25 protein-coding genes are annotated in these 26,304 nt (G+C 63.2%); 7 read left to right on the top strand and 18 right to left on the bottom strand.

Features of this window, described 5'->3' with window-relative positions; genetic code table 11:
• Positions 1-4: 4 nt before the first annotated feature.
• Positions 5-1,360, top strand: coding sequence for an amidase (locus PSH73_RS10030; RefSeq protein WP_305462383.1), 1,356 nt, complete (start codon positions 5-7; stop codon positions 1,358-1,360).
• 42 nt (positions 1,361-1,402) lie between these two features.
• Here the strand turns inward: PSH73_RS10030 and PSH73_RS10025 are convergent, their stop codons facing one another.
• The 7 genes from PSH73_RS10025 to PSH73_RS09995 form a co-directional block, all read right to left on the bottom strand.
• Complete coding sequence (locus tag PSH73_RS10025; protein ID WP_076964775.1) at positions 1,403-2,638, bottom strand: Zn-dependent hydrolase; 1,236 nt, start codon at positions 2,636-2,638, stop codon at positions 1,403-1,405.
• Positions 2,635-3,126 (bottom strand): L-2-amino-thiazoline-4-carboxylic acid hydrolase, encoded by a 492-nt coding sequence (locus tag PSH73_RS10020; protein WP_057438692.1) that lies wholly within the window; start codon positions 3,124-3,126, stop codon positions 2,635-2,637. The genes PSH73_RS10025 and PSH73_RS10020 overlap by 4 nt, the downstream gene beginning before the upstream one ends.
• A gap of 116 nt (positions 3,127-3,242) precedes the next feature.
• Positions 3,243-4,382, bottom strand: coding sequence for a branched-chain amino acid ABC transporter substrate-binding protein (locus PSH73_RS10015; RefSeq protein ID WP_057959882.1), 1,140 nt, complete (start codon positions 4,380-4,382; stop codon positions 3,243-3,245).
• 84 nt (positions 4,383-4,466) lie between these two features.
• A complete protein-coding gene (locus tag PSH73_RS10010) occupies positions 4,467-5,183 on the bottom strand; it encodes an ABC transporter ATP-binding protein (protein ID WP_057438694.1) in 717 nt (238 codons plus the stop codon).
• Positions 5,176-5,949: an ABC transporter ATP-binding protein gene (locus tag PSH73_RS10005; RefSeq protein WP_029292970.1), complete on the bottom strand. Its 774-nt coding sequence runs from the start codon at positions 5,947-5,949 to the stop codon at positions 5,176-5,178. The genes PSH73_RS10010 and PSH73_RS10005 overlap by 8 nt, the downstream gene beginning before the upstream one ends.
• Positions 5,946-7,046, bottom strand: a complete 1,101-nt coding sequence (locus PSH73_RS10000; protein ID WP_057438695.1) for an ABC transporter ATP-binding protein — start codon at positions 7,044-7,046, stop codon at positions 5,946-5,948. Before PSH73_RS10000 ends, PSH73_RS10005 begins: the two co-directional genes overlap by 4 nt.
• Positions 7,043-7,990, bottom strand: a complete 948-nt coding sequence (locus PSH73_RS09995) for a branched-chain amino acid ABC transporter permease (RefSeq protein ID WP_057438696.1) — start codon at positions 7,988-7,990, stop codon at positions 7,043-7,045. Before PSH73_RS09995 ends, PSH73_RS10000 begins: the two co-directional genes overlap by 4 nt.
• A gap of 198 nt (positions 7,991-8,188) precedes the next feature.
• On the opposite strand from PSH73_RS09995, the gene PSH73_RS09990 reads away from it, so the two are divergent.
• The 4 genes from PSH73_RS09990 (at position 8,189) to PSH73_RS09975 (ending at position 10,867) form a co-directional block, all read left to right on the top strand.
• Entirely contained in the window at positions 8,189-9,094 is a 906-nt protein-coding gene (locus PSH73_RS09990) for a LysR substrate-binding domain-containing protein (RefSeq protein ID WP_057959883.1), read from the top strand.
• A gap of 229 nt (positions 9,095-9,323) precedes the next feature.
• Complete coding sequence (locus PSH73_RS09985; protein WP_057959884.1) at positions 9,324-9,776, top strand: thiol-disulfide oxidoreductase DCC family protein; 453 nt, start codon at positions 9,324-9,326, stop codon at positions 9,774-9,776.
• A gap of 67 nt (positions 9,777-9,843) precedes the next feature.
• Positions 9,844-10,272 (top strand): hypothetical protein, encoded by a 429-nt coding sequence (locus tag PSH73_RS09980; RefSeq protein ID WP_057959888.1) that lies wholly within the window; start codon positions 9,844-9,846, stop codon positions 10,270-10,272.
• A gap of 151 nt (positions 10,273-10,423) precedes the next feature.
• Entirely contained in the window at positions 10,424-10,867 is a 444-nt protein-coding gene (locus PSH73_RS09975) for a hypothetical protein (RefSeq protein ID WP_186626123.1), read from the top strand.
• Between the two features lie 104 nt (positions 10,868-10,971).
• On the opposite strand, the gene PSH73_RS09970 is transcribed toward PSH73_RS09975, so the two are convergent.
• The 11 genes from PSH73_RS09970 to PSH73_RS09920 all read right to left on the bottom strand — a co-directional run bounded on the left by PSH73_RS09970 (position 10,972) and on the right by PSH73_RS09920 (position 22,540).
• Positions 10,972-11,949, bottom strand: coding sequence for a LysR family transcriptional regulator (locus PSH73_RS09970; protein ID WP_057959890.1), 978 nt, complete (start codon positions 11,947-11,949; stop codon positions 10,972-10,974).
• A gap of 51 nt (positions 11,950-12,000) precedes the next feature.
• Complete coding sequence (locus tag PSH73_RS09965; RefSeq protein ID WP_200660183.1) at positions 12,001-12,930, bottom strand: peptidylprolyl isomerase; 930 nt, start codon at positions 12,928-12,930, stop codon at positions 12,001-12,003.
• The gene (locus PSH73_RS09960; protein WP_120732572.1) at positions 12,927-13,403 is read right to left on the bottom strand and encodes a YbjN domain-containing protein; all 477 of its coding nucleotides are present in this window, start codon (positions 13,401-13,403) and stop codon (positions 12,927-12,929) included. The genes PSH73_RS09965 and PSH73_RS09960 overlap by 4 nt, the downstream gene beginning before the upstream one ends.
• 22 nt (positions 13,404-13,425) lie before the next feature.
• Complete coding sequence (locus tag PSH73_RS09955; protein ID WP_198792310.1) at positions 13,426-14,052, bottom strand: DNA repair protein; 627 nt, start codon at positions 14,050-14,052, stop codon at positions 13,426-13,428.
• Positions 14,053-14,069: 17 nt separating this feature from the next.
• Positions 14,070-15,761: a putative porin gene (locus tag PSH73_RS09950; RefSeq protein WP_198792311.1), complete on the bottom strand. Its 1,692-nt coding sequence runs from the start codon at positions 15,759-15,761 to the stop codon at positions 14,070-14,072.
• A gap of 40 nt (positions 15,762-15,801) precedes the next feature.
• Complete coding sequence (locus PSH73_RS09945) at positions 15,802-16,506, bottom strand: energy transducer TonB (RefSeq protein WP_169990487.1); 705 nt, start codon at positions 16,504-16,506, stop codon at positions 15,802-15,804.
• Positions 16,503-16,922 (bottom strand): biopolymer transporter ExbD, encoded by a 420-nt coding sequence (locus PSH73_RS09940; protein WP_057438708.1) that lies wholly within the window; start codon positions 16,920-16,922, stop codon positions 16,503-16,505. The genes PSH73_RS09945 and PSH73_RS09940 overlap by 4 nt, the downstream gene beginning before the upstream one ends.
• An 11-nt stretch (positions 16,923-16,933) precedes the next feature.
• The gene (locus PSH73_RS09935) at positions 16,934-18,733 is read right to left on the bottom strand and encodes a DUF2341 domain-containing protein (RefSeq protein WP_057438709.1); all 1,800 of its coding nucleotides are present in this window, start codon (positions 18,731-18,733) and stop codon (positions 16,934-16,936) included.
• A 25-nt stretch (positions 18,734-18,758) separates the two neighbouring features.
• Positions 18,759-20,348, bottom strand: coding sequence for a ShlB/FhaC/HecB family hemolysin secretion/activation protein (locus PSH73_RS09930; RefSeq protein WP_057438710.1), 1,590 nt, complete (start codon positions 20,346-20,348; stop codon positions 18,759-18,761).
• A gap of 62 nt (positions 20,349-20,410) precedes the next feature.
• Entirely contained in the window at positions 20,411-21,013 is a 603-nt protein-coding gene (locus tag PSH73_RS09925; RefSeq protein WP_057438711.1) for a transposase, read from the bottom strand.
• Between the two features lie 1,047 nt (positions 21,014-22,060).
• The gene (locus PSH73_RS09920; RefSeq protein WP_057959148.1) at positions 22,061-22,540 is read right to left on the bottom strand and encodes an Lrp/AsnC family transcriptional regulator; all 480 of its coding nucleotides are present in this window, start codon (positions 22,538-22,540) and stop codon (positions 22,061-22,063) included.
• 160 nt (positions 22,541-22,700) lie between these two features.
• Here PSH73_RS09920 and PSH73_RS09915 point away from each other — a divergent pair, with 160 nt between their 5' ends.
• Together PSH73_RS09915 and PSH73_RS09910 are read left to right on the top strand one after the other, a co-directional pair.
• A complete protein-coding gene (locus PSH73_RS09915; RefSeq protein WP_198818365.1) occupies positions 22,701-24,515 on the top strand; it encodes a tyrosinase family protein in 1,815 nt (604 codons plus the stop codon).
• The gene (locus PSH73_RS09910) at positions 24,512-26,245 is read left to right on the top strand and encodes a hypothetical protein (RefSeq protein WP_057959146.1); all 1,734 of its coding nucleotides are present in this window, start codon (positions 24,512-24,514) and stop codon (positions 26,243-26,245) included. The genes PSH73_RS09915 and PSH73_RS09910 overlap by 4 nt, the downstream gene beginning before the upstream one ends.
• The last annotated feature ends 59 nt before the right edge of the window (positions 26,246-26,304 follow it).

The raw sequence follows: 26,304 nt of genomic DNA, 5'->3' as shown, positions 1-26,304 counted from the left end.
TTATATGAGCCTGGTGAAGCCTACCCACGCTGGATATTTTTGCGGTCAGTCGATCATCACGCTGGCCGAGCGCCTGCGGGCTGGCAGCGTGACCAGTGTCGAGCTGACGCAAGCCGCCCTGGACAGCATCGAGCGCTTGAATCCGCGATTAAATGCGTTCGTTCAAGTCGATGCCTGCGTCGCCCTGGCCCAGGCGCGCAAGGCCGACGCGCTGTTGGCCCAAGGCCTGGACCTGGGCCCACTGCACGGCATACCGGTCGCGGTCAAAGACAACATCGACACGTTTGACTACATCACCACCTACGGCTCCGCGCATTTCGAGGGTTTCCAGCCGGACCGCGATGCCCTGTGCGTACAGCGGGTGCGCGAAGCCGGGGCGGTGATTATCGGCAAGACCCTGACCCACGAATTCGCCTACGGCCCGACCGGCGACCGCTCGTTGCAAGGTGCTGCACGCAACCCGTGGGATGCCCGTTGCATCACTGGCGGCTCCAGCGCCGGCAGTGCCGCGGCGGTGGCCAGCGGCATGGTACCGCTGGCCCTGGGTACCGACACCGGCGGCTCGATCCGGATCCCTTCGGCCTTGTGCGGCACGGTCGGCTTCAAGCCCTCGTTTGCCTGCGTGCCGGTGGACGGGGTGTTCCCGCTGTCATCGAGCCTCGACCACGTAGGCCCCATCGCCAACCATGTCGAAGATGCGCGCCTGTTGTTCGAGGTGTTGGCCGGACGCGCCGGTACGCCTGCAACCCACCCGCAGCCGCTGCGGGTTGGCTGGATGACTTGCCCCAGCTTCGGCCCGGTCGACGCCGACGTGCATCAGCAGGTCTATGGGGCGGCGCAGCAGCTGTTTGGCGACGCACTGCAGGAGACCGACGAACTGCACCACCTGGCGGCGGGCATGAAAGACACCCTGCTGATACTGCAACGTGCCGAGGCCTTCGAGGTGCATGCCGAACGCATGCGGGATGCGCCGCATAAGTTTGAACAGGAGGTACGCGAGCGTCTTGAGGTATCGGAGGAAGTCAGAGGCTGGCAATACATTCGCGCACAGGCCAGCCAGGCGCAGTACAAAGCGGCGATGGCGCGTCTGTTCGAGCACTATGACTTGCTGGTTTCGCCCAGCGTGCCGATTACCGCGACTGAGGTGAATGCACGCGAGGTGCGGGTGGGCGAACGGGACATTGATGTACGCGCCGCCGTGCTCAGCTATACCAGTGCCTGGAACCTCACCGGCCTCCCCGCGCTCAGCCTGCCGGTGGGGCACGTGAGGGGCATGCCGGTGGGGTTGCAGGTGATTGGCGCCGCTGGCGCGGATGATCGCCTGTTGCAACTGATGAGCAGGCTGTTTGTGCGGGAGTAAGGGCAAGACCCCACAGGTTGAATGTGGGATCAGGTCTTCAGCCTATTCGCCTGACGAAGCCAGAATCGCCTGCAACAACACATCCGCCCCCGCTGTGGACCAGTGCGGGTGGATCTCTTCCGCCTCGTTATGGCTCAAGCCATCCACACACGGCACAAAAATCATCGCCGTCGGCGCGACCTGGTTCAGGTAGCAGGCATCATGCCCGGCTCCGGAAATCATGCGCCGATGGCTATAGCCCAAGGCCTCGGCCGCAGCCTGCACCACGTCCACGCAGTCTTTGTCGAAGGCAATCGGTGCGTACTGGAAGATCTGCTTGACGCTGGCCTGCAAGCCAATCCCTTCGGCGATGCGCGCCACTGCTGCGTGCAGTTGCTGATCCTGCACGGCCAGCACCGCTTCATCGGGATGGCGGAACTCGACGCTGAAAAACACCCGCCCCGGCACCACGTTGCGCGAGTTGGGGAAGATATTGGCCATGCCCACCGTTGCCCGCCCTTCGGCGCCTTGGGCCAGGCCGATCTGGTTGACCGCCTCCACCACCCGGGCAAAACCCAGCAGTGCATCCAGGCGGTGATCCATGGGCGTGGTGCCGGCATGGGCACTGCGCCCGCTCAGCTCGACTTCATACCAACGCTGGCCCTGGGCGCCGGTGACCACACCGATGGTCAGGTCCTGGGCCTCAAGGATCGGGCCTTGCTCGATATGCAGTTCATACGCCGCATGCACCGCCTGGCCGCCCACGGGGTGCGGGCCGGCGTAGCCGATCTGTTGCAGTGCCTGGCCGATGCTTACACCGGCCTTGTCTTCGCGGGACAAGCCGTACTCCAGGTCGAACACCCCGGCATACACCCCCGAAGCAATCATCGCCGGGGCAAAACGCGAGCCTTCTTCGTTGGTCCAGTTGACCACCTCGATCGGCCGGTCGGTCTCGATGCCCAGGTCGTTCAAGGTGCGCAGCACTTCCAGGCCGGCGAGTACGCCGTAGATGCCATCGAACTTGCCGCCCGCCGGTTGTGAGTCACCGTGGGAGCCGGTCAGCACCGGGGCCAGGTGCTCATGCCGGCCGGCGCGGCGGGCGAAGATATTGCCCATGGCGTCCACACGGATGCTGCACCCGGCCGCCGTGCACCAGGCCACGAACAGGTCGCGGCCGCGCCGGTCTTCGTCGGTCAGGGCCAGGCGCGAGACGCCGCCCTTGGGCGTGCCGCCGATCTGCGCCATTTCCATCAGCGAGTCCCACAGGCGCTCGCCGTTGACCCGGGCCAGGGCGCTCACGAGCGCGGCTCCCGGGGCTTGGCGTGGTAGCGGAAGTCACAGCTTGGCGCGCCGCCCATGATGGTCTGGGTGCGCGTCAATTCAATATTGGGGTTGTAGCCGACGATAAACAGCTCGTCGCGGTTGCACGACAACAGGTGGCCGATCTCGCCCAGGCCCATCTCATGGTACATCTCGGCATAGCGGCAGCGCTTGACGTCATAGTCGTAATGCTCGGCGTCGCTGGCGATGATCTCGACTTTCAGCGCGTCGTCCTTTTCCCACAGCACTTGCAGCTCAACGAAGCTCTTGAGGTCGGCGCCCTGCTCTTCCTGGGCGGCAAAATGCTTGCCGGCCTGGATCGCGGCGTTGCCCACCGCTTCGCCAATCACCGCTGCGGCAAAGGCCTTGCCCTGCTCGCGCACGAGGATTTCGTAGATCGGCTTGATGATCTCGGCTTCGATGCGCCGGCGGGCCAGGATGCCCAGTTCACCTTCGAGTTTGCTCATTGCGTGCCTCATTCAAATGGCTACGAAGATCCAATGTTGGTGCTCCACATGGGGGAGCTGTCTCGCCGGGTGAGACAGCTCCCACTTGGGACGCTCCTACGCTTAGATCCAGCGCGTTACTTTTTGCCGCCAGCCACGCTTACCGGCTGCCATTGATTGGCCTTGACCTGGTAAACGGTGAACGACGGGTTCTGTAGATTGCCCTGGGCATCGAACGCGAGGGTCCCGGTCACGCCCGGATAGCTGATGGCGCGTAGGACCGGCAGGTACTTCTGCGAGTCGGTGGAGTTGGCCTGTTCGATGGCGGCGATCAGCACGCCGACACCGTCATAGGCAAACGGCGCATGCAGCTCGATATTGCTCTTGAAACGCGCCTTGTAGGCGTCTTCAAAGGCCTTGCCACCCGGCATCTGTGCCACGGCCAGGCCCGGCTCCAGGGCGATTACGCCCTCGCCTTCGTTCTGCGCCAGTTGCAGGAAGGTCTGGCTGACAAAGCCGCCCGCGCCCATCAACGGAGCCTTGATCCCCAACTGCTTGATGCGTCGGGCCAGCGGTGCAGCCTGGGAGTCGACGCCGCCAAAGAAGATCAGGTCGGGGTTTTGCCCACGGATATTGGTCAGCACCGCACTGAAGTCGATGGTCTTGTCGTCCACGTATTCACGGGCAACCACCTTGGCGCCACCGGCCTCGATGGATTTGACGAACTGGTCCGCCAGGCCCTGGCCGAATGCGGTGCGGTCGTCGATCACGGCGATACGCTGCGCCTTGAGGGTCTTGAGCGCGTAGTCGCCGGCGACCTGGCCGCCGTCATCGTCATGGCCCATGATCCGGAAACTGGTGTCGAAACCTTGCTGGGTATAGGCGTGACCGGTGGCCACTGGCGCGACTTGGGCAATCCCGGCGTCATGGTAGACCCGCGCGGCCGGGATGCTGGTGCCGGTGTTCCAGTGACCGACCACGCCGACTACGCCTTCGTCCACCAGGCGCTGGGCCACGGTGACGGCGGTGCGTGGGTCGGACTGGTCGTCTTCGGAGACCAGTTTGTACGTGACCGCTTCGCCGTTGATTTTCGGATGCTTGGCGTTGGCCTGGTCAATGGCCAGTTGCGCACCGTTTTCCAGGTCTTTGCCGATCCGCGCCGACGGGCCGGTCAAGGGCCCGGCCAGGCCGATCAGGACCGTCTGGTCGGCCTGGGCCACACCGCTCAGGGCCAGGCTCAACAACAGTACGCGTTTGAAGGGGGCAGTCTTGTTCATCAGTTTTTCCTGTTTCTCATCAGGCCCTCATGGCCTGTGGGGTGGGCGAAACACGCCGGGCGTCCGGTGGCGTTTGTTATGGGGTTATTCACCGAGGTAGGCACTGCGCACCTCGGGGTGGTCGAGCAATTGCGCGCTGGCGCCACTGAGGCTGATGCGCCCGGTGTCCATCACGTAGGCGCGGTCAGTCACTTGCAGCGCAAGGCGCGCATTCTGCTCTACCAGCAGCAGGGTCATGCCCTGGCGGCAGACATCATCAATCACCTGGAACAGCTTTTCGACCATGATCGGCGCCAGGCCCATGGATGGCTCGTCGAGCACCAGCAACCGCGGCTTGGACAGCAGCGCACGGGCCAGGGCGAGCATCTGCTGCTCGCCCCCGGAGAGCAAGCCGGCCGATTGCTGCAAGCGTTCTTCCAGACGCGGGAAGTGCTCGAACAACTGGCGGATTTCCAGGTTCACCTGGTGCGGGTCGCGGCGCAGGAACGCCCCGGCCTGGAGGTTTTCCAGCACGCTCATGCGCGCAAAAATGCCGCGCCCTTCGGGCACCATGGCGATGCCCAGGGTCAGGCGCTCATGGGGCGCCAGGCTGAGGATCGAGCGCCCGGCAAAGCGGATCTGCCCCGCAGCGGCCGGCAGCAACCCGGTCAGGGCCTTGAGGCTGGAGCTTTTGCCGGCGCCATTGGCACCGATCAGCGTCACCCGTTCGCCTTCATTGATATGCAGGTCCAGGGACTTGACCGCCTCGATGGCGCCGTAGCGCACCTTCAGGCCGTCAATCTGCAACAACGCTTCAGACATGGGCGCCGGCTCCCAGGTAAGCCTGGATCACTTGCGGGTGGCGGCGCACTTCGGCAGGCGCGCCCACGGCGATCACGCGGCCGTAGTCCAGCACGCTGATGCGGTCGCACACGCCCATTACCAGCTTCACGTCATGCTCAATCAGCAGCAGGGTGTGGCCGTCGTCGCGGATCTTTTCCAGCAGGCTGCGCAGCTGCACTTTCTCGCTGGCATTCATCCCGGCAGCCGGCTCGTCGAGGGCCAGCAGGCGCGGCTCGGTGGCCAGGGCGCGGGCAATTTCCAGGCGCCGCTGATGGCCGTAGGACAGGCTGTCGGCGCGGTAGTGGGCAAACCCGGCGAGGCCGACATAAGCCAGCAGGCGATGGGCATGGGCGCGGGTCTGCGCCTCTTCCTCGCGCCCACGCGAGTGCCCGCTCAAGGCCGCCCACACGCCGTTATGGGTGCGCACATGGCGCCCGACCATGACGTTTTCCAAGGCGCTCATGGCGTTGAACAGGCGGATATTCTGGAACGTACGCGCAATGCCGGCGCGGGCCACCTGGTGCACCGCCGTGGGCTGGTACTCCTGGCCGTCGAGTTGAAAGCGCCCGGAATCCGGGGTGTACAGCCCCGTCATCACATTAAAGAAGGTGGTCTTGCCGGCGCCATTGGGCCCGATCAGGCCGTAGATTTCCCCGGCCTCGATACTCAGGCTCACGTCATCGAGCGCAGCCACGCCGCCAAACTGTTTATTGACCTTCTCGATCTGCAATAACGGATGATTCAAGGTGCACCTCCTGTGCGGCTCGGCCAGAGGCCGGCGGGTCGATACAGCATCGCCAGAATCAGCGCCAGGCCGTAAAACAGCTGGCGGATAATCTCCGGGTCCACCAGCACCTGGCCAAACAGCGCCTGCTGCAAGGGGCCCATGCTGGCGCGTAACGCTTCGGGCAGGGCTGCGAGCAACACGCAGCCCAGAATCACCCCGGGGATATGCCCCATGCCGCCGAGCACCACCATGGCCAGCACGGCGATGGACTCGTTGAGGGTGAAGGATTCCGGTGAAACAAAGCCCTGGAACGAGGCAAACAGCGCCCCGCTGATACCGCCGAACGCCGCGCCGATGGCAAATGCCAGCAGCTTCAGGCGCAAGGTATTGAGGCCCATGGCCTGGGCCGCCTCTTCATCCTCGCGGATCGCCATCCAGGCGCGGCCGATGCGCGAGCGCTCAAGGCGAATGCAGGCAAACAGGATCAGCACCACCAGCGCGGCGAACAGGTAGTAATAGAGGTAGACCGAGGGCAAGCGCAGGCCGAACAGTTCCTGGGTACGCCCCAGGTTGACCCCCAGTAGCGTCACCGGGTCGACCTGGGCGATGCCCTTGGGGCCATTGGTGAGGTTCACCGGGCGGTCGAGGTTGCGCAGCAGGATGCGGATGATTTCGCCAAACCCCAGGGTGACGATGGCCAGGTAGTCGCCGCGCAGGCGCAGGGTCGGCGCCCCCAGAATCACGCCGAACCCGGCCGCCAGCAGCGCGGCCAGCGGCAAGATCAGCCAGATCGAGGTGTGCATGCCCTCCGGCAGCAGCGCCAGCAAGGCCGGGAACTGTTGCACCAGATGGGGCGATGACAGCAAGGCCGCCAGGTAGGCGCCCACCGCGTAGAAGGCGATAAAGCCCATGTCCAGCAAACCGGCATAACCCACCACGATATTCAGGCCCAGGGCCAACATGATGTACAGCAGGGCAAAGTCCAGGGTGCGCACCCAGGTATTGCCGCCGGCATGCCCGACAATCCAGGGGGCCAAGACCAGGGCCAGGGCGAACAGCAGCAGCCCCAGGCTGGCGCGTTTGCTCGAAGGGCTCACAGCGGTTGCCAGGCTCATGCGCGGGTCGCCAATCGTTCGCCCAACAACCCCTGGGGCCGCAACACCAGCACCGCGATCAACACGATAAACGCGAACACGTCCTGGTAGTTGCTGCCGAACACACCGTTGGTGGCAGCCCCCAGGTAGCCGGTGCCGAGGGCTTCGATCAGCCCCAGCAGCAGGCCGCCGAGCATCGCGCCCTTGAGGTTGCCGATGCCGCCCAGCACCGCCGCGGTAAACGCTTTGATCCCGGGCAAAAAGCCCATGTAGAAATGCGCGCTGCCATAGTTGCTGGCCATCATGATGCCCGCCAGCGCGGCCAGGGCGCCGCCGATGGCGAAGGTCATGACGATGATGCGGTTCGGGTTGATGCCCATCAGGCTCGCCACTTGCGGGTTCTCGGCCACGGCGCGCATGGCCCGGCCAAAGCGCGTGCGCTCTACCAACAGCAACAACCCGAGCATCAGGCTTAACGCCACGCCAATGGTGGTCAATGCGGTGGCATTGGTCACGGCAGCGTGGGTGGCATCGCCAGCGAGTACTTCGATAGGTTCCAGGGGCAGCAATTGCGGGAACATCTGCGGGTTACGGGTCCAGACCAGCATCGCCACGGTCTGCAACAACAGCGACACGCCGATACCACTGATCAACGGTGCCAGGCGCGGCGCGTTGCGCAAGCGCCGATAGGCAACACGCTCGATCACCACCGCCAGCACCGCACAAAAGGCCATGGCGATCATCGCCGCCGTCAGCAGCAACAGCACCGGCGGCATATCCGGCCAGGCTGCCTGCAGCACGCGGATCACCGACAGGCCCACCAGTGCGCCGATCATCAACACATCGCCATGGGCAAAGTTGATGATGCGCAAAATGCCGTAGACCATGGTGTAACCCAAGGCGACCAACGCGTAGAGACTGCCCGACAGCAAGCCGTTAAGCAGTTGCTGGATAAACGCATCCATGAGAACCATCAACTCCCTTTACAAAAAACGTCGTGGCCAAGGCGCGCCGACTAAAAAGCCCGAGCGCGGAACACTAGTTATTTATTCTGTTTTTATCAAATATCTGAAGGGAATATGGTTATACCAACTACAAAAGCCCCTATACACGGGACCTTTTTGCGCTTTATTTATCTTTTTACTTAGTATTTAATTCAATACATGAATAATTTAGAACAGTTAGCCAACGATCCGCCTCTACGGGCCGTGCGTACTTTCGAGGCCTTTGCCCGCCACGGTGGTGTCAATGCCGCCGCCCGCGAGCTGGGGGTGTCGCCCTCGGCTGTCAGCCATCAGTTGCACTTGCTCGAGAGCTTCCTGCAACAGCCGCTGACGATGCGCCAAGGCCGCAACCTGGGCCTGACCGAAGAAGGCCGCGAGTACTACCGGGCGATTCGCTCGGCATTCGCGGTACTGCGCAGCGCCACCGAACACGTGCGCGAGAAAAGCGCGACACGCCAGGTCACCATCAGCCTGATCCCGATGTTCGCGACCAACCTGTTCATCCCGAGCCTGGCGCAGTTTTTGAGCGCCAACCCGGCGCTGGATATCAACATCACCTACGCCAACCACCGCAGCTACCCCAGCGATGCCGCCGACCTGTCGATCCGCTTCGGCACCGGGCACTGGCCGGGTTATCACAGCGAGCCCCTGATCAGCGGCGCGGTCACGCCGTTCTGCAGCCGCGAATTCCTCCAGCGCCACGGCCCTATCGACAGCCCCCAGGCCCTCAGCGAACTGCCCCTGCTGCACGACGAAGAGCGTGGTACCTGGGGCCAATGGTTCGATGCCGCCGCGATCAGCCACAGCAACACACACAACGGCCTGCTGCTGGAGGACGGCCAGTTGACCCTGGTCGCCACCCGCACCGGCCTGGGCTGCTCGCTGCTGCGCGCGCCGTTGGTGGCGCCACTGGTGGCTACGGGTGAGCTGGTGCAATTGTTTGACCTGCAGGTGGATGACGGTCGCCAGTATTACCTGTGCCGCCGAGCCACCAGCGAGCTGTCGAGCGAGGGCAATAACCTGTATGACTGGATCAAGGACCGCTTGGGCCATAGCCCCGTGTAGGAGCACCTCATGCACGAACGGCATCCCTGTGGCGAGCGGGCTTGCTCGCGCTGGGTCGCGTAGCGGCCCTAAAAATGGGACTGCTGCGCAGTCCAACGCGGGCAAGCCCGCTCGCCACACTTTATTTGTGCTTACCAACTGAACAGCATCGCGTTTTCCGGCCCGTGTATCATCAGTGCGGGCTCGCCGGTATGATCCGAGGCTCCAGAGCCTCATTGGACCCACCCTTATGCCCGGCGCCTTTACCCGCCCCACTCCCGCCCCCTTGCTCAGCCAGGGCGAGACGGTGGTGCTGTTCGACGGGGTCTGCAAACTGTGCAATGGCTGGGTCAGGTTCCTGATCCGCCATGACCGCCACCGGCGTATTCGCCTGGCGGCCGTCCAGTCGCCCGAAGGCCAGGCACTGCTCGCCTGGGCCGGCTTGCCCCTGGATCAATTCGACACCCTGGCGGTGATTCGCGACCAGCACTACTGGGTCCGCTCCAACGCAGTCCTGCAGATCATCGCCCTGCTGCCCATGGCCTGGCGGCCGCTACAGTTGCTGCGGGTACTGCCACGGGTACTTCGTGACTGGGCCTATGACCGCATCGCACGTAACCGCTATCGGCTTTTTGGCCGGTACGACAGCTGCCTGCTGCCCGATCCTGATCATGCGCAACGCTTCTTGAAAACCCCGCGATGAGTACGGATCGTGCTGGTATGATGCCGCGCTTTGAAAAACCAGCTGTAGACCTGCGAGGAAATGCACCTTGAGTAACGACGCAAAAATGACCGGCGACCTGTTCGAAGTGGACAAGCGCCTGTCGCTCAAACCCGTGGTGGACTTCAATAGCTACCTGCAGGCGGCTTTTGGTGATGGCCCTTGCACCTGCACGCGCTGCGTGGCCAGCGCGGGTGACGAGAAAGGCTACGAGTATCAGCACAGCTTCGACTTCCAGGGCCAGGTAACCCACCGCCGCTTTGCGCTGACCGCTGGCAGCGATGTGTTGCAGATGCTGAAGAAAGCCTGGCTGTCGTACACCAAGGCGGAACTGCCGGGTCACGGCGAGCTGGCGTTGGACACGGTAAAGGAGTTTGTCGAACCGCAGTTGCACAAGCGTCTGCTGCCGTTGTTGCTGGCCAGCGGGTTGGTCAAGGATGTCGAGGGTGGGTTGCACATTCAGCCTGTAGTCGCCTAGGGACCGACCCGGGATACACGCGCCCGGAACGACACCAGACCACTGAAACGATTTACTGTTAATAGTGACAGTAGATCCCTGGTACTCCTCAAGTTATTAATTAACCGTAAAGCCTCTACGAACGGTTTAAATCAACTCTGAGGATTCACTAATGCCAACCCCCCAACCGCACAATACAACCGGCCATTTAACAGCGGACATTGATGGCCGCGCCTACACCGCCGAGTCTGTTTCACTTAACCTTTATAGTTCATCCATTATTGCCGGCGGTCCGGTTGAAGGTATCTTGAAAGAGGGGATTTTCTTTACTTTCCCGGACCACATCAAGCCGGGCACATACGAAATGAACAGGGATACCCTTGTAGGTGCCTGGTACAACCCAGGGCAGAATCAGAATAGCTGGTACGCTGACAACAACGATGAGGACAAGATGGAGGTTATCTCTGTTTCATTGACAGCCGAGCCTTCATTAGAAATTTCTTTCAAGTTTTTTGCGGTCAATTCTGCGGACACGCAACAGCGTAAAAGAATTATCGGCGTCGCGAAGTTCGAAGGCGCCTCGCAACAAGGTACGGTGCAATACAAGACTCAATAACACTATGAGCGCCCAAGTCTGTCTATCGCTGGAATATCCCATTTGTAAAAAGGGCTGCGCTTATTAACGCTTGCCCTTTTTATTGTTCGCGCCATTGAGCGGCGTCAGCCAAACCACTCCCGCCGCTCCTCAAAGGTGTTGACCACCATTGCCACAATCATCTGCACCTCCTGTGGGTGCGCCGCCGCGGCATTGACCGCCATCCACACCTGGCGCTGCATATCCTGGGCAAACAAGCCCGGCAACGCCATCAAGCCCCGGTCGAAACAACTCATGTAACGCGGCAGCAAGCCAATGCACGCGCTGCAGCGGATCATCTCCAGCATCAGCGGATACGCCTGCACCTGCACCACCCCCGCCAAGCGCTGTTGCACCACCCGGTTCCACGGCGCCAATGCCTCGACCAAGCCGTCAGGCTGCCATTGCACCAGCATGTAGTCCGCCAAGTCATCCACACTGTCCGGGCGTGCGGCCAGGCGTGAGTAGCGTTTGGCGATATGCGGCAGGTAATCCAGGCAGGCCAGTGCCTGCGGCGGGTGGGTCGCAAAGCCCGGCCCCGGCTGCGGCGAGTCGACGCCCGCCAGCCACAGCACCACGTCGGCTTCCACTGTCTGCACGGCCTGCGGACTGTCGATACAGACAATCTCCAGGCGCACACTGGCATTGCGGCGCAGCAGGGAGATCAGGTCGCGCCCGAGGATGTCATGCAGGATGGTCTCGGCCACTGCCAGCCGAATCAACGGTTGTTCCTGCACCGGCACCCGCCGTTCATTGGCCAGGGTCACCAGCCGCGCCTGGAGCTGCAGGCCGTCACGGCTCAGCGCCAGGACATTGCCCTGGTAGCTGAACAGTGAACGGCGCATCTGTGCTTCCAGTAACGCCAGGCGTTTGCGCAGCAATGTGGCCTTGATGTTCAGGCTGCGGGCCGCCTGCATGAAACAGCCGCAGCGGGCGCTGATCAGGAAGTAGCGCGCCACCTCCGGGTCGATGCCCGCAGCCAGGGCCAGCCAGGCTTCCCGGGGTTCGCCGGGCGCGCGGTAAGGCGTCATGCCGTGGGGTGCTGCAGGTTCTAGATAGTCCATGGGGGGAACTCCCTGTCTTATTGGGTCTGTGCATCCATGCGTACAGCCTGTTTATTCCAGTACTTTGTTCAGTTGCGCCCCGTCGATGCTCAAGGTCGCGGTGTTGAGCATGCCCTCCAGATAGGCCTTGGCGATCTGCTCCTGGCGCTGGGCGCGCAGGGCCTCGGTCAGGCGTGGGCGCAGTTCTTCGAGGCTGGCGGTGCGCGCCGGTTGGTGCTCGGTCAACTTGAGCACATGGAACCCCGCCGCGCTGTGCACCGCATCCGATACCGCACCCGGCTTGAGCCGCGCGACCACGTTGCGCACCTCTGGTACCAGTTGCTGCAAGGGTTGCAGGCCCGAATCACCGCCGCGCCCGGCGCTGCCGGCGTCCTGGGAGTACTGGCTGGCCAGCCCGGCAAACTCCGCCGGGGCCGCCTGGGCCCGGCGGCTCAGTTCCTGGGCCTGGCGCCGCACGGCCTCGGCATTTTGCGGGTCGTCCACGGCGAGGAAGATCTGGCTGACCCGGTACAGCGGCGGTGTCATCCACTGGGCCTTGCCGCTGTCATAGGCCTGCTGCAACTCGGCGGCGCTGGGGTAGTCGGCCGGCACCTGGCTGACCGACAGCAGGTAGTCGCGAAACACGATCTGCTCGGTGGCGGCGCGGGTCTGTTGCTCGACGTCCGGGCGTTGCCGCCAACCCTGGGCATCGGCCTGTTCGAGCACGGCCTTTTGCGCCAGGCGCGAGCGGATCCAGGTTTCCAGGGCACCCCGATTGGCGCGCAACTGCTCGCGCGATTCGGCCGGTAAGGTGGCCAGCAATGCCTGCAGTTCCGGCACGGCCACCTGTTGATTGCCCAGGCGTGCCACCGCCGGGCCCTCTGCGCCGATCACCGGGGCCGGTTGCTGGGCCGCGACCGGGTCGCTGCCCGAGCGCAGGCCCAAGCCCACCGCCACCCCCAACAGGGCCAGCGCAGCTACCACCAGGGTTGGTTTTTTCACAGCGCCGACGCCTCTTCGCGGGTTTCAACCTCAGGTACACCCTGGGCATGCAGGTGAGCGGCGGTCTGGCTGTATTCACGCAGGTAGACGATAAATTCCTGCAACAGCCGATCCCACAACTCCAATTGGCTGCGCAGGTACAGGGCACCGACGCCAGCCACCATCACGTCCATCTCCATCAGCAGGAACTCCCCCTGCACGGACAGCCGGGCAAAGCGCCGCGAGGTGTTCCAGACCGGGGCCAGGCCTGCGGGCAACTCGCCCTGGACCCGCAGCGCGCAACTGTAGGTGAAATCCACATAGGCGCCCTGCTCCGCCGCCGGGTTGCCGAAGCGCACGGCAAAACCGATGCCCTGGCTGGCGCTGAGCAGTTGCACGATGCCGTTCTGCTCGCTCTGGTTGACCCGGTAGCCGGCCTCTTGCAGCAACTCGGTCAGGCGCTGGGGGGTCACGCTGCTCATCAATTCGCTCATGGTTAACTTCTTCCTTGGTTGATCAGTGATTAAGCGCCGCCTGGGGCGCATCGAAACGGCTGTTGTACAGGCCATCGCCAAAACCCTGGGCCAGTTCTTCGAACTTGACCCGCGCGCCGCTGGCGAACGGTTGGCGAATGCTCATGACCTCGGCCACGTCGATTTTTTCGTAGGCCGCGAGCAACGCTTGGGCCACGCCATACATCTGTTGATTCTTGGCTGAACATTGCTGCACTTGTGTGTCACGTTCAGCCAGTTGCGCCTGCAGGCGCGCGCGCTCGGTTTCTTTGCCACGGGCCAGCACCAGCAGGTCGTCATACGCCTTCTTGAACTTGCCGCTCTGCTCGGCACTCGCCGCCACTTGCGCCTGGGCCTGGCTGTGCAGGCTCTGCTGCTGGCCGGCCAGTTGCTCGGCCACGCCTCGGGCCTTGTCCAGCTCCAGGCTCAACTGCTTGATCTGCACCTGGGCCTGCTTGGCCTGGTTTTCGGCGGCAATCCGTGCAGCGGCGGCCTGGGCCTGTTCGCTTTGCAGTGCCTGCAGCTGCGCGGTGGTGCTGCGCAACTGGGTGCGCAGGCGCTCCTCCATGCCTTCGGCCGAGGCGCCGGTGGCGACCAGGGCCAGGACCAGTCCGCAAATTCGCATGTTCATGGGTATCTCCCGGCGCGTCAGAAGCGCGTATTCAGTTCCAGTTGCATCACATCGACTTCAAACGGCGCGCCATACACCTCTGAGGCGCTCAGCCAACGGGCGCTGGCGTAGATGTTCTTGTCGATGCCGTAGTTGCCGCCAATGAAGTAGCCCTTGGCGTTGGTGCCGCCGAGGTGGAAGGACGAGTCGTTGAAGCCGTCCGGCAAGGCATCCGGCTGGATGTACTTGTAGCCAGCCAACAGGTTCCAGTCGCCGGCCTTTTTCATCTCCAGGGCGCTGCCGAGGGTGAACTGCACCATCAGCGCATTGCCGCCACTTTCAAACTGGCCCTTGCTGTTGATGTTGTTGACGATCTCGCCTTCGCTGCGCTTGAGCATTTCGCCCTTGTCGTAGGCTAGGTTGTGAATGAAGTTGGCCTGGCTGCGCAGCCTGAAGTCTTGAGGCAGTTCGCTGTCCCACACCAGGTTCAGGTCCAGCACATCGAACTTGGAGGCCAGGCCCACGTATTGCGGTTGCGGGGTCTGGCCCGGGGTTGCCGGGTTGGCGTTGATATTGCGCAGCAGGAACACGCTGTTGCCCTTTTGCATAAAGGCCACGCGCGAGCCGTCGGTGTCGCAGCCCGGCGCGCCGGCCCATGGCGAGCAAGGGCTGGAGCGCTGGCCTTCGATGTCGTCGAAGCGGTAGTAGGCCAATGCGCCCTTGAGGCTGTTGCTGCGGTTGATCTTCCAGTTGGCGCCGATCTGCCCGCCGAACAGCCATTTGGTGTCGCTGTCTTCCTTGTCGAAACCGTTGCTGCTGGCGGTGTCGGAGGTGTACTCCACCGGGAACGCGCCCAGCGTGCCGAACAGGCCCCATTCGTTGTTGAGGCTGTGGTTGAAGATCGCCGCCACGCCGTCAAAGTTGAGGTCGCTGGAGTACATCAGGTCGGTGGAATAGAACGGGTTGGCGATCCGCCCGCCCGTCAGGGTCAGGTCCTGGGTGGCCTTCCAGGTCAGGTAGCCCTGGTCGAGCCAGATATCTTTCTTGCCAAAGCCGCCGCCCAGGGTCTGGGTGGTGGACACCGGGTTGTTGTCGGAGCCGGTGCCGATGCGGATGCCTGCGGTCCATTCCGGCGAAATGATCGCCTTCATCCCCAGGCGTGCGCGTAGGCGGAACAGGTTCTCGCGGTCTTCACGGGTGTTGAGCAATGGCGGCAGGCGGGTGTTGGTGTCTTTGTTGACGTCGTAGGGACCGTTCTCGTTGAGCTTGGCGTAATCGACGATTTCGTTGCTGTTGTTGCCAGAGAAGAACCGCGACTCGTCACGCAGGCGGATATCGCCATCGAAGCTGATACGCGAGACCCAATCCGGGAAGGTGTTGGGCTGGGCCCAGTTTTCCTGCTTGGCAGTGGCCATGACTTCGGCCTTGACCTGGTCGCGGATCTGATCACGCACGGCGGCCGGCACGTACTGCACCCGCACATCCCCAGGGGCCGCCGCAGGCCCGGTGGCGGCCACTGCGGTCTGGCGCGCCTGCACCGCCTCTTTCTCGGCCTGGGCGATCAGCCCCTCGGCCTGTTCCTGCTTGAGCACACCTTGCTGCACCAGCAGGCGGATCAGGTTGATCGTGGCGTTTTCCGAAGGCCCGGCCGGGGCGGCCGTTGCCTGGCCAACCAGGGTCGCGATGACCATGCCGACCGCCAGGGTCACTCGATTCACGTGGGAAATCATCTGCACACAACTCCTGTAGAAAACTGCAAAAAAGGTTGGCTCACTCCGGGCGTCGGCCCTTGAGGGACAGGCGCACCGGCAACGTCAGGGAGGCCGGTGTGCGTTCTTTCAAACGGGGCGTGGCCCGCAGTGCCGCCAGTACCTGGGCGTCGGTGTCGGCATCGCCGCTGGACTGGGCCAGCTCTACACGCGTGACCTCGCCATCGCCGCTCAGCCACAGGTCGGCCTGCACCGCATAGGCCTTCTTGCGCAACTCCGGGTCTTCGCGCAGCAGGCGCTGGAACACCCCGGCCAGGTACTGCTTGAACGTGCCCGTGCCCAGGCCGCCCCCACCGGAGCCGGCCATGCCGCCGCCCTTGCCGGCCCCCACGTTGAAACCGTCGTTACCGGCCTGGGCATCACCGTCGATCTGCATCGGGTTGGCCAGGTCGTCGGCGGGACTCGGGGGTGCCTCTTGCTCCGGCTTGATCTCCTCCGGCGCAGGTGTGGGCTCAGGCTCGGGGATCTTTTCCTCGACCTGGGGCTCGGGCTCCTTGGGCGGTTCCGGGGGCGGCGGCGGTGGTGGCGGCAACGGGATAATCATCGGCACCTTGGGCGCTTCGCGGCGCACGCCGCTCATGTCATTGGCCCACTGCCACAGGAACCACGCGGCCACGGCGCCCACCAGCAGGCCGGCGCCCCACTTCAGCGGGCGCAGCGGCGACTTCTTCACGGGCGTGGGTGGGATCGGCATCTGTGCGGTCATGATGGTTTGCCAGTGACCAGGCCGACCTGGGACAGCTCCAGGCGGCGCAGCAAATCAAGCACCTCGATGACCTTCTGGTACTGCACCGTGGCATCGCCGCGCACAATCACCGGAAACTCCGGGTTCAGGGCCTTCTCGATGCGCAGGCGTTCTTCCAGTTCCCCCAGGGTTACCGGGTAGGCGTCGAGGAATACCTGGCCGCCGTCATTCACCGAAATCGCCTTGGTCTTGGCCTCGGACAACGACACCGAGGCGCTGGCCTTGGGCAAGTGGATCTGGATCCCCGAGACCTGGGCCGTGGCGGTGAGGATAAACATCACCAGCACCACCATCAGCACGTCCACCAGGGGCGTGATGTTGATGCTGTCGACGGCGGCGTCTTCGTCATCGTCGTGGGAGGCATTCACAGAAGCCATGCTGATTCTCCTCAGGCCGGTACGTGGGCTGGCTGGGCGCGCCGATGCGCGGCTTCGCTGGACTGGCTCTCGCCGTGCATCTCGGCCAGGCGGGTGATGAACTCATCGACGAACACCCGCATGTCGGCACTGACCTCCTTGTTGCGGGTGATCAGGCGGTTGTAGCCAAACAGTGCGGGGATCGCGACAAACAGGCCCATGGCGGTGGCCAGCAACGCAGCAGCCATGCCCGGGGCGATCGCATTGATGTTCACGTCGCCGGCCATGGCCGTGCCGAGGAACACCACCATGATCCCCAGCACCGTACCGAGCAGGCCGATATACGGGCCGCCGGCAATGGCGTTGGACAGGGTCGAGAGCTTGGCGCTGAGCTGCTGGTTTTCCCGGGTGCGCACGCCGTCCATGGAGCAACGGATGGCTTCGATGGTGGCTGCCGAGACCGAGCTGGTGTCGGCGCCCTGGGCGCGGCGGGTGCGGATTTCCTGGACGGCGACGCGGTACAGGCGCCATAACGACGAGTGGCTGAGGCGCTCGGCCAGGATCTGGTCGTCGTAGTACATCTCCAGGCGGGTGCCGATCTGCGCGAACTGCTCGCGGAAGATCTCGTTGGCACTGCTGACGCGGCTGACCATGCGGTTCTTGCGGAGCATGATGACCCACGACTGGACCATCATCGCCACCAGCACCAGGATGATCACCCAGGCGTCGATAGGCACGGCCTTGAGCAAAAAGCCCAGGCTGCCGAAACCAAAGCCCGACTGTTCTTCATCCACGCCATAGGCCAGCAGTTTCGACTCAGAACCCTGGGCGCTGGCATCGGCCAACAACGCCCCCGCCGGGCGTGCGACTTTGGACAGGCGCAGCTCATCCATCGCCCCGGCAAAGGGCAGCAGGCCGCCGGTGGACTCCGGCAGGTCGGCGCCAATGGCCAGCTGGGAATTGAACGCCGGCATCGCCAGCGCCAGGGTCGCGGTTTCGCGGCCGTTGACATACAGGGTCACGGCGTTGCCAGCGGCCGTAAAGGCCAGGTGTTGCCATTGGCCGGGGTTCAGCGGCTGGGTCGATACCGCACGCTGGCCGTCGATCTCGACAAACGGCATGCCCTGGTTCAGGCCCAGCACCAGGCTGCTGCTGCCTTCACGGCGGGCCAGCACCACTTGCTCACCGGCGGCCTGGTCCAGGCGCAGCCAGGCACTGAAAGTAAAGGCGCCGCTGGCGGTGTGTTGCAACGACGGACTGGCCGGCAACAGCAACGGCTGGCCGCTGAACTGCAAGGCCCGCCCGATCACGCCGTCGATGCTCGCACCGGTGGCGTTCAGCGCGGTGTTGCCATAGGCCGTGGTGTCACGGGCCGGCGTGCCGTTGGCGCCCTCGAAATGGTAGAGCGCGGTGTAGCTCGGATCGAACGTCAGTTGGCCGTTGCCGGTCGCCGGGGCCTTGTCGTTGCCGTAGTACATCCACAGGTCCTGACGCTGGCCGCCCTCGATCTTGGGCACATCGACCCAGATCAACGCCATGCCCATCAGCGGGTCGAAGCTCTCGATCTGGTGATTGAACACGGTCTTGTCGTCGGCGCTGACAAAACGCAGGTCGGCGCCGTCTTCCTTGACCCCGTCGAAGGTGAAGTTGCCGGTGTGCAAGCGCACCAGCAAGGCAGTACGGCCCAGCGCCTGATTGATCGCGGCGCCTTGGGGGGTGGTGTCCAGCGAGATCTGTTTACGGTAGTGCCAGTCGTCCTGCCACCAGGCTTGGGCGGTGGCCGGGAGCACGAAGCCCAGGCAGATCAACAGGCTCAGAAATAGGCGTTGCATGTGAAGGGTTCTCCGGAAAAAAGGGTCAGAAAGTCGCCTGCACACTGAAGTGCAGTCGCGAGTCCTGTTTCTGGGTGTTCGGTCCATCGAGCAGCGGGTAGCCCCAATCCAGGCTGCCGGACAACCACTTGCTCAAACTGGCACGGGTGCCGAGGCCGACGCTGGCCAGGCTGTATTCGTCTTCCTGCTCGGGCAGCGGGTCATGCAGGCGCAGGCGCGCGCCTTCGGCAAACGCGTAGAAGCGCCACTCCTGCACATAGCTGCCGAGGAACTTGGCCAGGGATGGCGTACGCAATTCCTGGGAGAGCAAGTAGCCCTCATCCCCGGTGCGTTCAGCGGCCAGGTAGCCACGGATCGACGTGGCGCCACCGGCCGAATACTGCTCGTTGGAGACCAGCGGGCCAGACGCCAGTTGGAACGCGGTCTTGGTCGCCGACTGCCAGTCGCCGGTGAAGGTGTAGGTGTAATTCAGGTCGCCCTTGAGCACGGCAAAGCTGGGGCTGGCCTGGTCGCGTTTGTACTGGAATTCTTCGGCGTCGCTGCCGTAGCCAAAAAACGCACGGGTGCCGACCACCAGGTTCAGGCCCAGGCCCAGCTGCGCCTGCTCGGTGTAGCGGTAGCCGTTGTAGCCGAAGGTCAGCGGCGCGTACTTGAGCGGGATCTGGTCGCGGCTGGCGCCGAACTGCATCTGCTCCTCGAAGTCCTTGAAGTCCACCCCCACCGATAACGAGTTGGCCCAGACACCACTGGCCGGCAGGTTGTAGATCGCCGAGACGCCGTAGGAGTGACCCTTGCCCAGCACGTTGCTGCCGCCGATGGTGGCGATATTGCTGTCGGACTGATAACCGGAGAACTGCACGGTCCAGCGCTCGTTGAGCGGCGCGCTGTAGGCGCCGGACCAGACCTTGGCGTTTTCGCTGTCCTGGGGCGCAGTAAAGAAGGTCAAGGACACGCTGTGGCCCAGTTGCCAGAGGTTGTCGTAGCCCAGGGTCGCGACACTGCGCAGCTTCTCGGTGTCGGCGCTGTAGTCGTTGTTCAGGCCGAGGCTGGCGTGCCAAGGGTTCTGGTCCTCCACTTGCAGGTCCACATCCATGGTGCCGGGGCGCTGGCCCTCGCGCACCAGCGGCGTGACCTGGCGCCCTGCCCCGCGATTGAGGCCGGCGAGCTGGGTCTGCACCGTGGCAAAATCCGGCACCGCCCCCTCCTTCAGCGCCGAAACTTCTTCGCGGATCTCTACCGGCGAATAGTGCTTGGCCCCCACCACCCGCACTCGGCCGACCTTGGTCTCGCTGACTTGCAGGTAGACGATGCCGTCATCGACCTTCTGCTCGGGCAACTCGACAAACACCGACTGATAACCGCGCGCCTGGTAGATCTTCTGCAAGGCATCGCGGGCGCCTTCGATATCGCTCAAGGTTTTTTGCGGGCCCAGGAACGGGTACACCGCCTCTTCGATCGCCCGAGCGTCGAGCACCGTATTGCCGCGCACAAAGTACTCATTGACGTCCACCCGCCGCACCGCGGCCTCGGACGCGCCACCTGGCTCATCGGCTGACACCGGCAGCGCCAGTGTCAGCCAGCACAGCGCCAGCGTTGATTTGAACAGATGCGTCACACCGCCCCCTGGATTACTCGAATGGCTGGCCTTCACGGTTGTTGGCACCACGTTCGGCCGACTCAATTGCTGGATGTCGAGGTATTGGCATGCCGTGCCAGCCAGGTATGCAGCAGCGCGAAGTTCAAGGAGAACTCCGGCATGTGCAGCAAGGCGCCACAGAACACTTCACCGATGATTTTCTGGATCAACTGCACCGCCCGTGGGTTGCCCAGGAGCGTGGCGATATCGCGCTGCAGAACGTGGATGCCCCACACCCGCTGGGTCAGGTCGAGGCCGACGAACCAGCGGAACAGCAGGTTGTAGTTGAGTTGCTCGTGCAGTTGCTGTTCGCTGGGCACCGAATAGAGCAGTTGCAGCAGCAGAATCTGCAGCACCGTGCGCGGGGCGATAAGCATGCCAGGCTCGGCATTCAGGGCCTGCAGCAAGTCGTGGTGCTGCTCCAGCACCTCGTCGATCTGCGGGCGCAGCAACACCAGGGAGTGACCGGCAGGTATATAGCTGGACACCTCTTTCAAAGCGCCTTGCCAGTCCTCCTGGGACACGATCCAGACCCAGGGCGCGCCATAGCGATAGACCGACACCGGCTTCTTGCGGGCGGCTTCGACGATCTTCGACAGGCGCTGATCGAGTTCTTGCATGCCTACTTTCGAGTAGCGTTCCATAGTTCCCATCCGCCCCACTCCTGGCCTGTTTCGCGTGCTTGAGCGCGTTACATAGGCAAGACGGAGGGACGGGGGGACTACCGAACTTTTGTCATAAAAGCTTCATTCCGCAGGGCTGATTGTCGGGCGTCGTCAGCAACCCAATGTGGGAGAGGGCTTGTTCGCGATGGGCGTAGGTCGCTACACAGCTCTTTGGTGGTTCTTTGGGGTTGTGTACATATCCGTTGCTGCGGTCATGGCGGCTATTGGTTCCGCTCTTACAGCGGGTCACTTTTGGAAAAGAGCCCGGAGTGCCGGCCCAGCCAAAAGTAACCAAAAGGGCTCTTGCCCCACCACTCGGCACCTCGCCCAGGCTCGGTGTGCCCGTCATCCGACATTGATTTGGGGGGCCGCCGCGATGGGCCATCCATGGCCCAGCGCGGCTAACCCGGCGTCCTGCCGGGTTACCCCCCAAATCAATATCGGATGACGGCCAGCGTGGTTTAACGGGGCGCCTAAGATCAAAATCACAAGCAAAGCGAGGCGGCCTGACAGCCGACCTGATCGTCGAAGCGTACGCGTACCCCTGTGGGAGCTGGCTTGCCTGCGATGACGGTGTATCAGTCGATAAATGTATTGGCTGATGAACCGCCATCGCAGCGATGCGGCGACCCGACAAGCCAGCTCCCACAGGGGAATGCAGCTTCGCGCTCTGGCTTTGCTGTTGCTCTGCTTTTGATCTTGATCTCAGGCGCCCCGTTAAACCACGCTGGCCGCAGGCAGGCATTGCGCAGTGGGCACCCCGGCATGGATGCCGGGGTAGCCGCGACACGGCCAGGGATGGCCGATCGCGGCGGGCCCACGGAGCAATGCCTGACTGCGGGCATGCCGAGCCTAGGCGAGGCACCGAGTGGTGGGGCAAGAGCGTTTTGCTTACTTTGGCGCTCTTCAAAGTGAGCCGCCGTAAGGGCGGAACCCTAAGTGGCCGTAACCGCAGCAACGGATATGTACACAACCCCAAAGAACCACGAAAGAGTTGTGTAGATACCTATGCCACAAACCGCGCGTCTACAGATCCGGAGGCAAATGCTGCACACCCTGCAGCGGCAGTTCATAAGACTTCTTCACCGTACGCACCACCAGCGTCGACGAATAAGTGCGAATCGGAATATCGCGGTAAGTGTCGAGAAACCGATAGATATATTCGGTGTACTCCGTGGCATCGCGAAACTTGGCCACCATCACAAAATCGAACTCCCCGGTCATCAGGTAGCAGTCCTGAATCTCCGGGCGGGTGGCCAGGATGTGTTGCATCTTGCGATCAATGTCGTTGCTGTCCTTGTCGAGCTTGATCAAAAAGAACGCCGTGACCTGGATCCCCAGCTTTTTTTCATCCAGCACTGCGACTTTCGCCTTGATGATCCCCGCGCTCTCCAGGCGCCGGATGCGCCGGTAACAACTGGTCGAGGACAGCCCCACGCTGTCGCTGAGCAGGTCCAGGCTCTGGGTACAATCCTTCTGCAATTTGCCGAGAATTTTCAAATCCATGGCGTCTGTCATTATTTCCACTTCTTCCTTGAGAAAACTGCAATGAATCCGCCGTAACGGGCGGCCAATTTGCACAAATCACTGCACAGTGGCCCGTTACTATCAATTCCAGCTTAGCAGCCCCGAAAGATCCAGCATGGGGCGGCGTGAGAGGGATCTTATGATAGTTGCGAAACCGACATGGACCGCTGATATCCAAGGGCTTTTCACCGCGCCTTACTGGATACCGCCCGCCGAGCGCGGCCAGGTCGCAGGCTCGTGGGTGCGTTGCATGAATGCCTACGACGTGTTCCTGGAAGACCCCGATTCGGTCAAGACCTGGTCCGAAACCATCTACCAGCACCTAGCCTCACGCAACATGCCGCTGACCCTGGATGACCGGCAGTTCTGGCCGATCGACGCCCTGGAAACCTTCCGGTTGTGGGTCAACCAGGGCTGGCGCCTGAACAGTTTTTCGCCGTTCGATATCGCCGAGCGCATCCCACCGCCAGACCTGCCGCACCCGGTCAGGCGCGTGCGCCAGGACATCCGCGCGCTGAGTCAGGAACAACTGGACCTGTACCGCGCGCGGCTCGATGACGTGATGCAGATCGGCAACCCGGACAGTGGCTCGCCGTGGCAGCGCTATGCCTATATCCACAGCAACTGGTGCCTGCATTATCAGGAGGCCTTTGCCCTGTGGCATCGCGCTTACCTGCTGTACCTGGAAGCCTTGATTGACTACCCGATCCCGTACTGGGACTGGATGGCCGAAGACGCCAGTGTCGATGGCAGCCCCCAGGCCGGTTTGCCCCAGGCGTTTCTCGATGAAACCTATGTGCATCCCCGCAGCGGCGAAGTACGGCCCAACCCATTGCGCTATGCGGCGGCCAAGGATGGGCGCTCGAAGGTGTGTGCCTCGGGCAATGTCGAGGGCGTGGATTGCCGCTTTGTGCAACGCAACCCGCTGTTCTACACCCAGGGCGACTCACAACGCGTCAAACGCACCCAGTTGTATGGCATGAGCCGGATTTTCCAGCAGCAGGTGGTGGATGCCTTGACGTTCAAGACCTTCAGCCAGCCCCAGGGCGTGCCGGGGTATCCCTGGGCCAATATCACCGAGTTCGATCCGCCGCAAAAAGACGAGTTGTATCCCAATCGCACACTGAATTTCGATGGCCTGTACGAGCAGCCCCACGACAACTATCACGGCTGGATCGGCGGCGATATGGCCGATAACGCCTACACCGCGTTTGACCCACTGTTCTGCTCTTACCACGCCAATATCGACCGCGTGCTGGAGATCTGGATCCGCGCCAACCCGGCGGCGCAGTACACCACCCAGTGCCTGCTCCAGCCGTTTGCCGGCAACCAGGCCGAGACGGTCACGTTCACCAGTGCCGATGCCTGGCGCTACACCACCCTGGGCGATATGGCCCAGGACAGCCGGCACATCGGCTACGACTACGGCACCCCGGTGGCGCCGCCGTTCGGTGCACGACGCGCCAGCGCAAAAGCGTGCTGCCCGCACAGTGCCGCGCCTGCCCAGGAGCAGGCCCAGGCCAGCGGCCCGTGGGTAGTGTTCGACCATGTGCGCTGCACCCACGACACCTACCTGATCGACGCTTTCCTCAACCAGGCCGACGCCACGCCCCAGCAGGTCAGCGCTGAGAACCCGCACTACGTCGGGCGCTTCAGCAGGATCGGCATGGGCCTGGTGGATGACAAGGGGCGCTGCATCCCCCATGGCGTGTGCCGCGCGCTGAATGCCGCGCGCAGTGTCACGGCATTGCACCTTGGCCCCACGGACGAGCTGCAGTTGAGCCTGCTGGTCACCCATCTCGATAGTGGCCGGGTATTGGCGCCGCAAGAGTATGCGCCGCTGCCTGGCTTTATCGCCCAACTGGTGTGGGACGACCCGCGCCAGACCGTTGCCGACCCTCCCCCGAGTGCCGGTTGCTGCTCCGTTTCTACCCCCCATGGAGATCTGACATGAGCACGCCCTTCAAGCAATTCACCTCCCCCGCCGGGCAAGCGCCAAAGGACTACAACAAGCTGGGCCTGGAAGACCAGTTGCCGCAATTTGAAACCGACTGGAACAACGACGTCACCGGCTGGACCGAAGCGGCGATCATCGGCAACCCATGGTCGGGCCTGTACGACGCGCCACGCTCGGGCTATTACAACCCGCTGGTCGAGGGCTATGGCGACACCACCCCGCCGGCGATTACCTGGCAACCCTTTCCCAACCGGCTGTGGACGTTTTTTTATAGCAACGGCACGGCGGTGATTCCGCAACTGGGCGGCAAGGCCATGACCCTGCAACAGGTCATGGAACTGACCGACAATGGCCAGATCACCATCAACGACACCCTGTACACCCTGTACGACCCGGACAAAAAAGGCACCCTGCTGCAACTGCCGGTGACCCGTTGCCCGAGTATCGACTGGAACGGCAAGTACAAGGACTTCTCACCCTCGGGCCCACGGGGCTGGCTGGACGAGTATTGCGAGTGGTCGATTGTCCGCGATGCCAATGGCGACATGCGCAAAATCACCTTCACCAGCGAAAACCCGGCGTACTTCCTGGCCATGTGGCGCATCGACCCGAATGCCGTGCTGGGGCTGTATCGCGACTACATCGACCCGAACGTCCAACTCGAAGACCTCTACCTGCGCTACGCCACCAACTGCCCGACCGGCAATGCCGGGGATCCGGTGATTGACCCGACCACGGGCCTGCCCGCCTACGACACTGTCAACAAATGGAACGCCGGCACCGCCTGTACGCCCGGCCAGTTCGGTGGCGCGATGCACCTGACGTCCGGCCCCAACACCCTCAGCGCCGAGGTGTACCTGGCGGCGGCGGCCACGATCATGCGGCCCCTGAAAAGCAGCCAGAACCCTCAGTCGCTGATCTGCTGCGCGCAATATGGGCAGAACTATCGCAACTCCGACCCGCATATCGGTTTTGCGGCCAATGAGGCGGCCATCAGCAACCGTATCTCCCTGACCAATCCCATCGCCCTGTACCTGCAGCAACCGACCAACTTCAGCGCGTGGAAAGGCCCGCAGGGCCAGGATGTGAGTCAGTACTGGCGCATTACCCGCGGCACCGCCAAATCGGCGATCAACGGCTCCGACCAGATCCTCCAGGCGGTGTTCGAGGTGCCGCAAAGCGCGGGGTTCTCGATCAATGACATCACCATCAACGGCCAGGCCGTGGACTATGTGTGGGTGATTGCCCAGCAACTGCTGGTGGGCCTGAGTGTGACCGTCATGCCGAGCACCACGGCGGCGCCGTCTCCTTGCGTACAAGACCGGGTCAATGGCCTGCAACCCTGGCCGGTGCAGTTATTGCCGCTGGACCTGTTCTACGGCCAGTCGCCTACCGACCTGCCGGCCTGGCTGGCCCCTGGCAGCAGCGGGCAGTTTGTCCTGGTGGTGCAAGGCGCCGATCTGCAGACCACCGCCGCCACGGCGAGGATCCAGTTCAGCAATCCCGGGGTGACGGCACAGGTCACGAAGTTCATGCCCGACGCCTCGGCCATTCCCGGCCAGACCAACGCGGGCGGCACCCAGGGTTACATCATGACCATCAGCGTCGCGGCGAACGCGGCGCCGGGGCTGGTGACGGTACGCGCGCTCAACCCGGGCGAGGCGGATAACGTCAGCGCGGCGGACCACCCGTGGGAATCCGGGCTGGCGCTGGTGCCATCCACCTAAGCCCCCCCTGTGGCGAGGGTGCAAGCCCCTCGCCACAACAAGCCCCCCTCATTTCTGCA

This window comes from Pseudomonas sp. FP2294, from assembly GCF_030687625.1.
Lineage (GTDB): Bacteria > Pseudomonadota > Gammaproteobacteria > Pseudomonadales > Pseudomonadaceae > Aquipseudomonas > Aquipseudomonas shahriarae.
The sequence above is the reverse complement of the archived record's forward strand: the minus strand, read 5'-3'. Positions and strand labels throughout refer to the sequence as shown.

What these genes read in the sequence shown, in the direction of transcription:
- PSH73_RS10030 (WP_305462383.1), top strand. Translation starts at nt 5, where the DNA reads ATGAGCCTGGTGAAGCCTACCCACGCTGGATATTTTTGCGGTCAGTCG.
- PSH73_RS10020 (WP_057438692.1), bottom strand. Translation starts at nt 3,126, where the DNA reads ATGAGCAAACTCGAAGGTGAACTGGGCATCCTGGCCCGCCGGCGCATC.
- PSH73_RS10015 (WP_057959882.1), bottom strand. Translation starts at nt 4,382, where the DNA reads ATGAACAAGACTGCCCCCTTCAAACGCGTACTGTTGTTGAGCCTGGCC.
- PSH73_RS10010 (WP_057438694.1), bottom strand. Translation starts at nt 5,183, where the DNA reads ATGTCTGAAGCGTTGTTGCAGATTGACGGCCTGAAGGTGCGCTACGGC.
- PSH73_RS10000 (WP_057438695.1), bottom strand. Translation starts at nt 7,046, where the DNA reads ATGAGCCTGGCAACCGCTGTGAGCCCTTCGAGCAAACGCGCCAGCCTG.
- PSH73_RS09995 (WP_057438696.1), bottom strand. Translation starts at nt 7,990, where the DNA reads ATGGATGCGTTTATCCAGCAACTGCTTAACGGCTTGCTGTCGGGCAGT.
- PSH73_RS09990 (WP_057959883.1), top strand. Translation starts at nt 8,189, where the DNA reads ATGAATAATTTAGAACAGTTAGCCAACGATCCGCCTCTACGGGCCGTG.
- PSH73_RS09985 (WP_057959884.1), top strand. Translation starts at nt 9,324, where the DNA reads ATGCCCGGCGCCTTTACCCGCCCCACTCCCGCCCCCTTGCTCAGCCAG.
- PSH73_RS09975 (WP_186626123.1), top strand. Translation starts at nt 10,424, where the DNA reads ATGCCAACCCCCCAACCGCACAATACAACCGGCCATTTAACAGCGGAC.
- PSH73_RS09970 (WP_057959890.1), bottom strand. Translation starts at nt 11,949, where the DNA reads ATGGACTATCTAGAACCTGCAGCACCCCACGGCATGACGCCTTACCGC.
- PSH73_RS09960 (WP_120732572.1), bottom strand. Translation starts at nt 13,403, where the DNA reads ATGAGCGAATTGATGAGCAGCGTGACCCCCCAGCGCCTGACCGAGTTG.
- PSH73_RS09955 (WP_198792310.1), bottom strand. Translation starts at nt 14,052, where the DNA reads ATGAACATGCGAATTTGCGGACTGGTCCTGGCCCTGGTCGCCACCGGC.
- PSH73_RS09950 (WP_198792311.1), bottom strand. Translation starts at nt 15,761, where the DNA reads ATGATTTCCCACGTGAATCGAGTGACCCTGGCGGTCGGCATGGTCATC.
- PSH73_RS09945 (WP_169990487.1), bottom strand. Translation starts at nt 16,506, where the DNA reads ATGACCGCACAGATGCCGATCCCACCCACGCCCGTGAAGAAGTCGCCG.
- PSH73_RS09940 (WP_057438708.1), bottom strand. Translation starts at nt 16,922, where the DNA reads ATGGCTTCTGTGAATGCCTCCCACGACGATGACGAAGACGCCGCCGTC.
- PSH73_RS09935 (WP_057438709.1), bottom strand. Translation starts at nt 18,733, where the DNA reads ATGCAACGCCTATTTCTGAGCCTGTTGATCTGCCTGGGCTTCGTGCTC.
- PSH73_RS09925 (WP_057438711.1), bottom strand. Translation starts at nt 21,013, where the DNA reads ATGGAACGCTACTCGAAAGTAGGCATGCAAGAACTCGATCAGCGCCTG.
- PSH73_RS09920 (WP_057959148.1), bottom strand. Translation starts at nt 22,540, where the DNA reads ATGGATTTGAAAATTCTCGGCAAATTGCAGAAGGATTGTACCCAGAGC.
- PSH73_RS09915 (WP_198818365.1), top strand. Translation starts at nt 22,701, where the DNA reads ATGATAGTTGCGAAACCGACATGGACCGCTGATATCCAAGGGCTTTTC.
- PSH73_RS09910 (WP_057959146.1), top strand. Translation starts at nt 24,512, where the DNA reads ATGAGCACGCCCTTCAAGCAATTCACCTCCCCCGCCGGGCAAGCGCCA.